The following is a 12,046-nucleotide window of genomic DNA, read 5'->3' as shown; positions in this document are numbered from 1 at the left end:
ACAGACCCACTGGCCACAAACCTGAAACGGTGACCCGCGAAGTCCGGGCCTAGAGGCGCCACCGCCCGGGTTCCTTCTCCTTCTGGTCAAGTTGCGAGTCGCCGGGACCGCACACATCATTCAGTCGGTCCCGTATCCCCGCCCCGCCGGAGGCCGCTCATGACCTTCCGCGTCCGTCGTGTCCACGAAGCTCCCGAGCCGGCGGACGGTGTGCGCGTCCTGGTCGACCGGCTGTGGCCGCGCGGCCTGTCCAAGGACGCGGCGCGGATCGACGAGTGGCCGAAGGCGCTCACCCCGTCGACCGAGCTGCGCCGCTGGTACCACGCCCAGGAGGACGCGGCCGACGCGTACGAGGAGTTCCGCCGCCGGTACGAGGCGGAGCTGGCCGCGCCCGAGGCGGCGGAACCCCTGGACGCGCTGCGCGACCTGGCCGGCAGGGGCCCGGCGACGCTCGTGACCGCCGCCAGGTCCCCTGCGCGGAGCCATGCCTCGGTGCTGGCCGAACTGCTGACGTCCGGCGGAGAACCCTAGGCCGTCGCCCGTGCCGCCGCCCGCCCCGCCGCACGGCCCGAGAAGAGGCAACCGCCGAGGAAGGTGCCCTCCAGGGCGTTGTAGCCGTGTACGCCGCCGCCCCCGAAGCCGGCGACCTCGCCGGCCGCGTACAGCCCCTCGACGGGTTCGCCCGTGGCGCCCAGCGCGCGTGAGTCGAGGTCCGTCTGGATGCCGCCGAGCGTCTTGCGGGTGAGGGTGTGGAGTTTGACGCCGATGAGCGGGCCGGCCTCCGGGTCGAGGATGCGGTGCGGGGTGGCGGTGCGGCCGAGCCGGTCGCCGATGTAGCGGCGGGAGTTGCGGATGCCCTGGATCTGCGAGTCCTTGCTGTACGGGTTGGCGATCTGGAGGTCGCGGGCCTCGATCTGACGGCGCACCTGGGCCACGTCGAGGAGCGGCTTGTCGGTCAGTCCGTTCATCTTCTCGACGAGTTGGTCGAGGGTGCCCGCGACCACGAAGTCGGCGCCGTGCTTCACGAAGTCGGCCACCGGGCCGGGGGCGCCCTTGCCGAGGATGCGCTCCTTGAGGAACGCCTTGCGGTTCTTGGCCGTGATGTCGGGGTTCTGTTCGGAACCCGACAGGGCGAACTCCTTCTCGATCATCCGCTGGGTGAGGATGAACCAGGAGTGGTCGTGCTCGGCGATGTCCTCGGTGGTGCGCAGGTACTTGAGGGTGCCGAGGGTGTCGTACCCGGGCAGGCAGGGATCGGGAAGGCGACGGCCTAGCGCGTCGAACCACATGGAGGACGGGCCGGGGAGGATACGGATGCCGTGGCCGGGCCAGATCGGGTTCCAGTTCTGCAGGCCCTCGGTGTAGTGCCACATGCGGTCCCGGTTGACCAGGCGCACCCCCGCCTCGGCGCTGATGTCGAGCATCCGCCCGTCGACGTAGGCGGGCACGCCGGTGACCATGCCGGCCGGTGCCGAGCCGAGCCGCTCGGGCCAGTAGCGGCGCACGATGTCGTGGTTGGCGCCAATGCCGCCGGTGGTGACGACCACGGCCTGGGCGGTGAGTTCGAAGTCGCCGATCCGGTCCCGGTTGGACGCCACTCCGCGCGGCGAGGTGTCCTCGGCGAGGACCGTGCCGCGCACGCCGCGCACGGCGCCCTCCGTGACGACGAGTTCGTCGACCTGGTGGCGGTGGTGGAAGGTCAGCAGCCCGTCACGGGACGCCTGTTTGGCGCTGATCACGAACGGTTCTACGACTCCGGTGCCGGTGCCCCACGAGACGTGGAAGCGGGGCACGGAGTTGCCGTGCCCGTGGGCGCGCAGGTCGCCGCGTTCCGCCCAGCCGACCGTCGGCAGGAACGAGATGCCGTGGCCGGCGAGCCAGGACCGCTTCTCCCCCGCCGCGAACTCGACGTAGGCGCGCGCCCATTTCACCGCCCAGGAGTCCTCGTCGTCGACGCGGTCGAACTGGGCGCTGCCCTGCCAGTCGCTCCAGGCGAGGTCCAGGGAGTCCTTGATACCGAGGCGCCGCTGTTCCGGCGTGTCGACGAGGAACAGCCCGCCGAAGGACCAGAAGGCCTGCCCGCCGAGGTTGGCGGCGTTCTCCTGGTCGACGAGCGCGACCCGCCGTCCCATGCTGGTCAGCTCGTGTGCCGCGACCAGGCCGGCGAGGCCGGCTCCGACGACGATGACGTCCGCATCCATGGCGACCGTTCCCTTTCTCATCCGCCGCTGCGCGCGGCCGGGTTGTCGCTGCCGTGGGTGAGCAGTGCGGTGAGCAGCTGCTTGAGCCACGCGCGTGCGTGCTCGACGTCCTTGTCCAGCAGCAGTTGGGTCGTGACCCCGTCGTACGCGGCGATCACCGCGTGGGCGGCGCCCTCGGCGTCGCCGAGTACGGCGGGCAGATCGGTGTGTTCGGTGGCCCGGGCGAGCCGGTCCGCGACGGCCCGTCGCAGCCGCTCGCGGTGCTCCAGGAGGGTCTGTGCGACGGCGGGGGCCCGGGCCGCGTGGACCAGGAAGTCGGTCTTGACCAGCAGCCAGTCCAGGTCGAGCAGCAGTACGTCGGTGACCCGGTCGACGGCGGCGGGCACGTCGAGGTCCGGGCCGTCCTGGGCCAGCGCACCCGCTACCTGCTCGGCGATCAGACCGGCGCGCTCCCCGTAGAGGGCGAAGAACAGTTCGTCCAGGCTGTCGAAGTTCGAGTAGAAGGCGCCTCTGCTGTAGCCGGCGGCCTCACAGACCTCCTCGATGGAGACCCGCCCGAACCCCTTCGCGGCGAACACCGCGAACGCGGCCTCCAGCAGATTGGCCCGCGTCCGCACGCGCCGCTTGGTCACCCGCCCCGCCGTTCCCTCTACCGCCATGTCCGGACCTCCTTTCGATACGGGAATGTATCCGATACGTCGATGCATCCAAAGGGGTCGGCGCGGGGAGATTTCACCGCCTCCCAAATAGGAACAGAGATTCGAATTCAGAAGTACGCTGGTGCCATGACCGCACATCTCCAGGGCTCACTCTTCGACCAGAGCGACGAGCTCCGGCTCGGGGCGCTGGCCGGGCTGCGCCGCACGCCGCTGGGTCATGGCGCCTGGATCGACGAACTGCCCGGCTGGCTCCACGGGGCCGACGCCCTGTTCGAACAACTGGCGGCCGGCGTCCCGTGGCACGCCGAGCGCCGGAAGATGTACGACCACGTCGTGGACGTACCCCGGCTGCTGGCCTTCTACGGCGCCGGGGACGCGCTGCCGCACCCGGTGCTGACCGGGGCGCGTGACGCGCTCTGCGCGCACTACGCCGCCGAGCTCGGAGAACCGTTCACCACGGCCGGGCTCTGTTACTACCGGGACGGACGGGACAGCGTCGCCTGGCACGGCGACCGGACCGGGCGCGGTGCGCGCGAGGACACCATGGTCGCGATCCTCTCCGTGGGCGCGCCTCGCGACCTGCTGCTGCGGCCCGCGCGCGGCGGCGAGACACTACGGCGTCCGCTGGGGCACGGGGACCTGATCGTGATGGGCGGCTCCTGTCAGCGGACCTGGGAGCACGCCGTACCCAAGAGCGCGCGGGCCACGGGTCCGCGGATCAGCGTCCAGTTCCGGCCGCACGGGGTGCAGTGAGGCCCAGAGCGGCCCGCCCCGTCGTGATCCACTCCACCCCCGTCTGCTTTGCTGTGTGTCATCCGGCAGCGGACTGCAGAACGGGAAGATCATGCGGGCAGACGTCCGGCAAGTCGCCGATGGCATTCAGCTCGCACACGGAAGCAACACCAACTGGGCGGGAGGCGGCCCGCCAGGCGCGGGAGCGGGCACGGTGAGGTGGCGCTCTAGAGTGAGGTGACGATCAACCGCGGAACGAGCACGAACGAGAACGGTCTAGCCATGGCATTGCAGATCAGCGCCACCAACCCCGAGCACCCCGTACTCCTGCTCGAACTGCCGTGGCACCTCCCCCTGGAGGAGTGGCCCGACCACTACCTCGTACCGCTGCCGCGCGGTATCTCCCGGCACGTCGTGCGCTATGCACGCGCCGGCGACGAGGTTATCGCCGTCAAGGAGCTGGCGGAACGCCCCGCCCTGCGCGAGTACGAGCTGCTGCGGGACCTGGACCGGCTCGGCATCCCCGCCGTCGACCCGCTGGCGGTGGTCACCGGGCGCGCCGACGACGACGGCGGCGCCCTGGAGCCGGTGCTGGTCACCCGGCACCTCGGCGGCTCGATGCCGTACCGCTCGATGTTCGAGACGACGATGCGCCCGGCCACCATGCACCGTCTGATGGACGCACTGGCGGTCCTGCTGGTCCGGCTCCACCTCGCCGGGTTCGCCTGGGGCGACTGCTCCCTGTCCAACACCCTCTTCCGGCGCGACGCGGGCGCGTACGCCGCCTACCTGGTCGACGCCGAGACGGGCGATCTGCACCCGCAGCTCAGCGACGGGCAGCGCGAGTACGACCTCGACCTGGCCCGGGTGAACATCAGCGGTGAGCTGCTGGACCTGGAGGCGTCCGGGGCGCTGCACCCCTCCGTGGACCCCATCGAGTTCGGCATGGAGATCTGCGCCCGCTACCAGCGTCTGTGGCAGGAGCTGACCCGCACCTCCGTCTACCCGGCGGGCAAGTACCACTACATCGAGCGCCGCATCCGGCGCCTCAACGAACTCGGCTTCGACGTCGCCGAGATGCAGATCGAGCACTCCTCGAACGGTGACACGGTGACCTTCGTACCGAAGGTCGTCGACGCGGGGCACCACCAGCGGCAGCTGCTGCGGCTGACCGGCCTGGACACCGAGGAGAACCAGGCGCGGCGGCTCCTCACTGACCTGGAGAGCTGGATGGCCACCCAGGACGACTACGACCCGGGCGACCCTCTCGGCGCCCGCCCCGAGGTGCTCGCGCACCGCTGGGTGCGGGAGGTGTTCCGGCCGACGGTGCGGGAGGTACCGCGCGAGCTGCGCGGGAACGTGGACTCCGCCGAGATCTACCACCAGCTCCTGGAGCACCGCTGGTTCCTCTCCGAGCGGGCCCAGCACGACATCGGCCTGGACACGGCGGTCCAGGACTACATCGCCAACATCCTGCCCAAGGCCCGCCAGGCGCTGCCCCTGCCGACAGAGGAGGCGGCGCCGCCCGCCTGAGTCACTCGTGCGGGACCACGGCCACCGGGCAGTGCGCGTGGTGCAGTACGCCGTGGGCGACCGACCCGATCCGCGCGCCCACGGCCGAGCGGCGTGCGCGCCGCCCGACGACCAGGAGCTGTGCCCGCCCGGCCACCGACAGCAGCACCTCCCCCGCGCTGCCCATCTCCACGTGCGGTGTGACGGGCACGTCGGGGAAGCGCTCGCGCCATGGTTCCAGCGCGGCGGCGAGCGCGTTCTTCTCGTACGGTTCCATGCCCCCGGCGTCGTCGAGGAGCTTCAGCGAGCCCGGGCTGTACGCGAACAGCGGCGGCAGGCTCCACACACGGACGGCGCGGACGGCGGCGCCGCGAGCCGCCGCGGCCTCGAACGCGAACCGCAGGGCCGGCGCGCTCTCCTCCGGGTCGCCCTGCTGGCCCACGACGACCTCGCGCCCGCCGACCTCGCCGGAGACGCTGTCCTCCGCGCGCACGAGGACGACGGGCCGCGCGGACTCGGCGATCACGTGCTGCCCGACGGACCCGAGCAGGAACCCGAGGACAGCCCCGTGCCCACGGGAGCCGAGCACCAGCATCTCGGCCTGTGCCGCGGCCTCGGCGAGCGAGTGCGTCGCACTGCCCTCGACCACGTCGACGGTCACGTCCAGCTCCGGATGCCGTCCGACGACGGCCCGCGCGGCCTCGTCCACGCCGTCGCGCACCCACTCGTCGTGGGTCTCCCGGGCCGAGGCCCCGAATGCCTGGTCCGGCACCACCTGCCAGGCGTGCACCACACGCAGCGCGAGATTCCGGCGTACGGCCTCCCTGGCCGCCCAGGACAGCGCTGCATGGCTCTCGGGCGTTCCGTCGACCCCTGCCGTGATCGGGCGCGTCATACGGTTCCCTCCGTGTCGTGATCATAAATACTTACCGGTCCCAGTCTTCACTACCCTGCACGCATGACCTTGGAATGGGAACAAGTGATCGTGAACGCGGCGGACCCGGCGGCGCTGGGGCGCTGGTGGGCCGATGCGCTCGGCTGGGCGGTCGTCGACGACTCCCCCGAGGAGTACGAGATCCGGCCGGCGCCGGACCGGATGCCCGGTCTGCTCTTCGTACGTGTCCCGGAGGCCAAGTCCGTCAAGAACCGGCTGCACCTCGATTTCCGGCCGGACGACCGGCAGGCCGAGGTCGACCGTCTGCTGGCCCTCGGAGCGCGTCATGTGGACATCGGTCAGGGTGAGCAGTCCTGGACCACTCTTGTGGACCCGGAGGGCAACGAGTTCTGCGTGCTCGGCGCTCTGCAGCGCTGACCGGAGTGAGGCGCGGCCTTCGAACATACGATGGGTCGAAGGCGGCGCGGCACCGTGCTGACGCCGCCCGTGATTCCGGCCGCTCGGGTGGGAGACGTATGGCCAGGGCCGCGGACGCAGCGCGGACCGTCATCACGACCGTGGACGACGACCCCGGGGTCTCCCGGGCCGTCGCCCGAGACCTGCGGCGGCGCCACGGCGAGTCGTACCGGATCGTGCGCGCGGAGTCCGGTGAGTCCGCGCTGGACGCGCTGCGGGAGCCGAAGCTGCGCGGCGATCTGGTGGCGGTGATCCTGGCCGACTACCGGATGCCGCAGATGAACGGCATCGAGTTCCTCGAACAGGCCCTGGACGTCCATCCGGGCGCGCGGCGTGTGCTGCTCAATCGACAGCACACTGCTGATGCTGTCGGGCAAGATCGGTTCGCTCGTCAAGGTCGTGAAGGAGTACGACCGTTCGCTGCCGAGGATTCCGGCCTACCCCGCCGAGCTGAACCATGTGTGGACCAACCTGATCGACAACGCGGTCTCCGCCATGAACAGCGCGGGCGGGGAAGGGACGTTGGCCGTACGGACGGCGCTGGTGCACGACCGGCTGCTGGTGGAGTTCCGCGACACGGGCCCGGGGGTGCCGGCGGAGATCCGCGGCCGGATCTTCGACCCGTTCTTCACCACGAAGCCGGTGGGCGAGGGCACGGGGCTGGGGCTCGACATCTCCTGGCGGATCGTCGTCGACAACACCACGGCGACCTGAAGGTCGAGTCCGTACCCGGCGACACCCGCTTCCAGGTACTGCTCCCTCTCACCTCCGCCCCCGACCCCGACACTGCCGTGGATTCCGCCCCGGCCAAGGAGCCGTCATGACCAAGGACACCGGAATCGACCCCAGCGTCCCGCCCAGCGGGGCCGGATGCGTCGAGTGCGACGCGGCCGGCGGGTGGCGGTCCCATCTGCGGCGCTGTGCCCAGTGCGGTCACATCGGCTGCTGCGACGACTCGCCCGCCAAGCACGCCACCGGCCACTTCCGGAACACCGGCCATCCGGTGATCCACAGTTACGAGCCGGGCGAGTCCTGGTTCTGGAACTTCGAGACGTCAGAACTGTCCGAGTCCGGTCCGGTCCTGGCTCCCCCGGCCTGCCATCCGGCCGCCCCGCCGGCCCCGGGGCCGGCGGGGCGCGTGCCGGGGAACTGGGCGGAGACGCTGCGCTGAGCCCTGGCCTGCCAGGCCTGTCGGTGGTGCATGTCAGGATTCGTTCGTGCCGCAGAACCTGTTCAACACTCCCCTCATCGGCCGCGACGACGAGCTGGCCCGTCTCGCCGGTGTGCTGGACCGTGCCCGTGCTGGTGAGGCCCGTGCCGTGCTCATCGCCGGGGACGCCGGCGTGGGCAAGACGCGGGTGCTCGCGGAGGCCGCCGGGTGGGCCTCCGACCGGGGGATGACCGTGCTCACGGGGCACTGTGTCGATCTCGGTGACGTCGGTCTGCCGTATCTGCCGTTCACCGAGATCCTGGGGGTGCTGGCCGCCGACGAGCGGTTCGCGGGGGCGCTCGCCCAGCATCCCGTGGTCGGGCGGCTGCTCGGTGGCGGGGCGGAGGAGGGGGTGCGGGACGCCGGTGGGCGGCTGCGGCTGTTCGAAGGCATGGCCGGGCTGCTGACCGAGGTCACCGAGGCCGCTCCACTGCTGCTCGTGCTGGAGGACCTGCACTGGGCGGACCAGTCGTCCCGCGATCTGCTGCGGTTCCTGCTCAGCCGGGGCGTGCTCCAGGGGCCCACGGTCGGCGCGCCCGGCCACCGGCTCGCGGTGTTCGCGTCGTACCGCGCGGACGACCTCCATCGCCGCCATCCGCTGCGCCCGCTCCTTGCGGAACTGGTGCGACTGCCGGCCGTCGAGCGGCTGGAGCTGCGGCCGATGGCCGACGCCGAGGTGGCCCGGCTGGTGCGAACCCTGGGCGAGGGGCCGCTGCCCGACACGACCGTGCGCCGGATCGTCGAGCGGGCCGAGGGCAACGCCTTCTACGCGGAGGAGCTCCTCGCGGCCACCGACGCGGAGTCGGGCGGTGTCCCCAGCGGGCTCGCCGACGTTCTCCTCATCCGCTTCGAGCAACTGTCCGACACCGCCCAGCAGGTGCTGCGGACGGCCGCCGTCGCCGGGCGGCGCGTCGAGCACGATCTGCTGAGCGACGCCGTCCGGCTTCCGGAGGACGAACTGGAGTCAGCGCTGCGCGAGGCGGTCGGACGGCAGCTCCTCGTCGCCGGGGAGGGCGACACGTACTCCTTCCGGCACGCTCTCGCCCGCGAGGCCGTGTACGCCGACCTGTTGCCGGGCGAGCGGTCGCGGCTGCACGGGGCGTTCGCGCGGCTGCTGGCCGGGCGGGGCCGCACCGCCGAGACCGCGGCGGAGCGCGCCCACCACTACCGGGAGAGCCACGACCTGGCCGAGGCGCTCACGGCCTCGCTGGAGGCCGCCGATCACGCCGATCGCGTCGGCGCGCCCGCGGAGGAGCTGCGGCATCTGGAGGCCGTCATCGACATGTGGCCGGCGGTGGAGGCGGGCGCCCGTCCCACGGGCGAGGGCCTGGACACGGTGACGCTGACGCTGCGGGCTTCCGCCGCGGCGGCACACGCCGGGGAGTCGCACCGCGCGGTGTCGCTCACCCGGGCGGCGCTCGCCGGGGTCGGCCGGGACACGGATGCCGAACTCGCGGCCCGCGTCCGCTACACGCTCGCCGACAACCTCATGGACATCGACCACCTGTCGGCCGCGTTCGCCTACAGCAAGGAGGCGCTCGACCTGATCCCGGCCGAGCCTCCCTCGCGGACATGGGTGTGGGCGGCGGCCACCCATGTCATGGCGGCGCGGCAGATGGGCGACAACGACACCGCGCTCCGGGTGGCCCGGCAGGCCCTCTCCGTCGCCGAGGAGCTTCAGGCCCTCGACGCGCTGGCCGACCTCATGATCTCCGTGGCCGGTCTCGAAGCAGGGGGCCGTCGCACTCCCAAGGCCCGCGAGCGGCTCCGGGAGGCCCGTGAACTGGCCCGGCGGGCGGGCAGTTCGCCGGTGGAGATGCGCGCGCTGTTCAATCTCGCGATCGGCTGCTTCGAGTCCGGTCTGCCGGAGGAGTGCCTGCCGTGGCTCTCCGAGGGCCTGGACCGTGCCCGGCGCGCGGGCCTCCTCTCCTCGCCGTACCCCCGGGAGATGCGCTACCTGCAGTCCTTGGTCCTGTACACGCTGGGCCGGTGGGACGAGTGCGCCCGGACGGCTCCGGCCGACACCGAGGTGCTCCCCGCGACTGCCGGTTATGTGTCGGGGCCTTCGCTGTACGTGGCTCTGGCACGCGGTGACATGGGCGCCGCCGACCGCGCCCGGGCCCTCCTCGACGGGCCGTTCGACTGGATGTCCACGCTGGTCGCGGGCATCGTGCTCACGGACGCCGCCGCCCTGGCAGGAGAGCCCGAGGTGGCCGTGGAGCGCGTGTACGGCACGGTGAAGTCGCTCACCGACGATGCCGGGGCGCTTCCGGAGATCGCGGTGCGGCTTGCCGCCCTCGCCCTTGCCGCCGTCGCCGACACGGCCACCCGCCTTCGCCGATCCGGCGACGAGGCGGGGACGCTCCGCTGGACGCAGACGGCGACCGAACTGCTGGCACTGGCCCGTGCCCGGGCCGCGAAGGGCCGCGACGGCACCCCGCAGGGCCCGGAAGGACTGGCCTGGCTGGCTCGTGCCGAGGCGGAGTGGACTCGGGCGACGGCCGGTCCCGATGCCGAGGCGTGGGAGCGGGCGGTCGCGGCGTTCGGCTTCGGCGAGGTCTACGAACAGGCGCGCTGCCGAAGGCGGTTGGCCGAAGCCCTGTTGGCGGACGGCCGCCGCGAGGAAGCTGCCGTACAGGCCCGCGCGGCCCGCGAGACGGCACTGCGCCTGGGCGCCGCACCTCTGCTCCAGGACCTGGACGCGCTCATCCGGCGCGGTCGGCTCTCGGACCCCGCTCCCACCGAGGATTCCCGCGCTGCCCCGGCACTCCTGACCGCCCGTGAACAGGAGGTCCTGCAGCTGCTCGCCCTCGGTCACAGCAATCGCCGCATCGGCGAGGACCTGTTCATCAGCGGCAAGACGGCGAGCGTCCACGTCTCCAACATCCTGGCCAAGCTGGGCGCCACGAGCCGGGGGGAGGCGGTGGCGGTCGCCTACCGGGAGGGACTGATCCCTGCGGGCGCGGCGACAGAGACCGAGGCGGGGCCGGGGCCTGGTTCGGGCTGACTGCGAAGCCCAGCAGACGCGCTGCTACTGGTCCGCCCTGATGAAGGACCGGATCGCCGTCGCCGCCGCCCCGCGCGCCCACTCCTCGAAGGGCAGCGGCCGGGTCACCAGATCGCACCGGGCCGCGGAGCCGAAGGCGGTGGCGGTGAACGCGCCGCGGATCTGCTCGGCGAACAGATCGTACGCGGCCAGCCCCTCGCCGGAGATGATCACGCGCTCGGGGCCGAGCAGGTTGGCCACGGTGGCGATGCCCCGGCCGATCGCCTCACCGGCCCGCGCGTACACCTCCCGCACTCCGGGGTGGCCGGCGTGGGCCAGCGCGACGGCCTCGGCGCTGTCGCTGATCCCGGTACCCGTGACCTCGCGGACCCTGGCGACGATCTCCGCGTCCCCCGCGAGCGCCTGCAGGCAGCCGCGCTTGCCGCAGTGGCAGGGCGGGCCCGCCGGGTCGACGACGACGTGCCCGATCTCACCGGACACCCCGTGCGCGCCCGCGACCACCCGCCCGTGGACCACGAGCCCGCAGCCGATGCCCGCGCCGACGGTCACCACCGCGAAGTCGGACAGCCCCGCCCCGGCGCCGAACCACTGCTCGGCGACGGTGAGCGCACGCACGTCGTTGTCCACCGTGACGGGCAGCCCCGTGGTCATGGCGGCGAGTTCGGCGAGCGGCACGTCGCGCCACTCCAGGAACGGCGAGTAGCGTACGGCTCCTTCGGCGCTGTCGACCTCCCCGGCGACGGCGATGCCGCAGCCCCGTACCGGCACCCCGAAGCCGTCCGCCTCGGTGAGCAGCTCCCGTACCAGCTCGGCGACCGAGGCCAGCACCGCCCTGGGGGCGCGGGCGGGCACCGGGACGTGCCGGGCGACGCGGATCCGGCAGCACAGGTCGGTGAGCACACCGAAGATCCCGTCCCCGGTGATCTTGATGCCGATGAACAGTGCCCGGCCGGCGTCGACACGTACCAGGTTCGCGGGCCGTCCCAGGGCGGGACGTCCGGAGGCGGGGCGCGTCTCGTCGTCCGTGTCCTCGACCAGATAGCCGGCCTCGATCAGCGGGCGGACCGCCTTCGTGACGGCGGCGGCGGACAGCCCGGCCCGCCGGGCCGCGTCGGTGCGGGTGAGCGGGCCGTGGGACAGGACCGTGGTGAAGATCTGCGAGGCGGCCGGAGTGTGGGCCGGAAACACCTCGGCACGGAAGGTCGGGGGCATGGCCCGGAACCTAGGTCGCTTATTTTCCCCTGTCAATGAAAGAAGCCCTGATGAGCCGAACCACCGCCCTACCCGCATCTAGACTTGCGAAAGGCCGATCCAGACACCCTATTGACACATGATCCATGGCCACGCTTGGCTTCGCCGGGTAACGCCAGTACC

The 12,046-nt window shown here is 72.1% G+C and carries 10 protein-coding genes and 2 pseudogenes; 8 read left to right on the top strand and 4 right to left on the bottom strand.

Annotated elements, in window-relative coordinates; translation table 11 throughout:
* Positions 1-159: 159 nt before the first annotated feature.
* A complete protein-coding gene (locus tag RB628_RS08505; RefSeq protein WP_318319685.1) occupies positions 160-531 on the top strand; it encodes a DUF488 domain-containing protein in 372 nt (123 codons plus the stop codon).
* Here RB628_RS08505 and RB628_RS08500 read toward each other — a convergent pair.
* Both RB628_RS08500 and RB628_RS08495 read right to left on the bottom strand, forming a co-directional pair.
* On the bottom strand, positions 528-2,201 hold the full coding sequence (locus tag RB628_RS08500) for an FAD-binding dehydrogenase (protein ID WP_318319684.1): 1,674 nt from the start codon (positions 2,199-2,201) through the stop codon (positions 528-530). The two genes, RB628_RS08505 and RB628_RS08500, sit on opposite strands and share 4 nt — an antisense overlap.
* Positions 2,202-2,218: 17 nt before the next feature.
* On the bottom strand, positions 2,219-2,860 hold the full coding sequence (locus RB628_RS08495) for a TetR/AcrR family transcriptional regulator (RefSeq protein WP_318319683.1): 642 nt from the start codon (positions 2,858-2,860) through the stop codon (positions 2,219-2,221).
* Between the two features lie 126 nt (positions 2,861-2,986).
* Between RB628_RS08495 and RB628_RS08490 the strand changes: the two genes are divergently transcribed.
* Positions 2,987-3,613 (top strand): alpha-ketoglutarate-dependent dioxygenase AlkB, encoded by a 627-nt coding sequence (locus RB628_RS08490; protein WP_318319682.1) that lies wholly within the window; start codon positions 2,987-2,989, stop codon positions 3,611-3,613.
* 261 nt (positions 3,614-3,874) lie between these two features.
* Complete coding sequence (locus tag RB628_RS08485; protein ID WP_318319681.1) at positions 3,875-5,125, top strand: DUF4032 domain-containing protein; 1,251 nt, start codon at positions 3,875-3,877, stop codon at positions 5,123-5,125.
* 1 nt (position 5,126) lies between these two features.
* Here the strand turns inward: RB628_RS08485 and RB628_RS08480 are convergent, their stop codons facing one another.
* Positions 5,127-5,999 carry a universal stress protein gene (locus RB628_RS08480; RefSeq protein ID WP_318319680.1) on the bottom strand — a complete coding sequence of 291 codons (873 nt, stop codon included), beginning with the start codon at positions 5,997-5,999 and terminating at the stop codon, positions 5,127-5,129.
* A 63-nt stretch (positions 6,000-6,062) separates the two neighbouring features.
* Between RB628_RS08480 and RB628_RS08475 the strand changes: the two genes are divergently transcribed.
* From RB628_RS08475 to RB628_RS08455, 5 genes and pseudogenes are all read left to right on the top strand, one after another.
* The gene (locus tag RB628_RS08475) at positions 6,063-6,416 is read left to right on the top strand and encodes a VOC family protein (RefSeq protein ID WP_318319679.1); all 354 of its coding nucleotides are present in this window, start codon (positions 6,063-6,065) and stop codon (positions 6,414-6,416) included.
* A gap of 98 nt (positions 6,417-6,514) precedes the next feature.
* A pseudogene (locus RB628_RS08470) lies at positions 6,515-6,799 on the top strand (response regulator); the annotation flags it as partial.
* A 1-nt stretch (position 6,800) separates the two neighbouring features.
* Positions 6,801-7,279: pseudogene (locus RB628_RS08465) on the top strand (ATP-binding protein); the annotation flags it as partial.
* Complete coding sequence (locus RB628_RS08460; protein WP_318319695.1) at positions 7,276-7,626, top strand: UBP-type zinc finger domain-containing protein; 351 nt, start codon at positions 7,276-7,278, stop codon at positions 7,624-7,626. The pseudogene RB628_RS08465 and the gene RB628_RS08460, both read left to right, overlap by 4 nt.
* Before the next feature lie 46 nt (positions 7,627-7,672).
* Positions 7,673-10,672, top strand: coding sequence for a helix-turn-helix transcriptional regulator (locus tag RB628_RS08455; protein WP_318319678.1), 3,000 nt, complete (start codon positions 7,673-7,675; stop codon positions 10,670-10,672).
* A 24-nt stretch (positions 10,673-10,696) separates the two neighbouring features.
* Here RB628_RS08455 and RB628_RS08450 read toward each other — a convergent pair whose 3' ends face one another.
* A complete protein-coding gene (locus RB628_RS08450) occupies positions 10,697-11,884 on the bottom strand; it encodes an ROK family transcriptional regulator (RefSeq protein ID WP_318319677.1) in 1,188 nt (395 codons plus the stop codon).
* Positions 11,885-12,046 lie beyond the last annotated feature (162 nt).

Origin of the sequence: Streptomyces sp. ADMS (assembly GCF_033441795.1) — a bacterium.
GTDB lineage: Bacteria > Actinomycetota > Actinomycetes > Streptomycetales > Streptomycetaceae > Streptomyces.
This window is presented reverse-complemented; position numbering and strand designations above follow the sequence as displayed.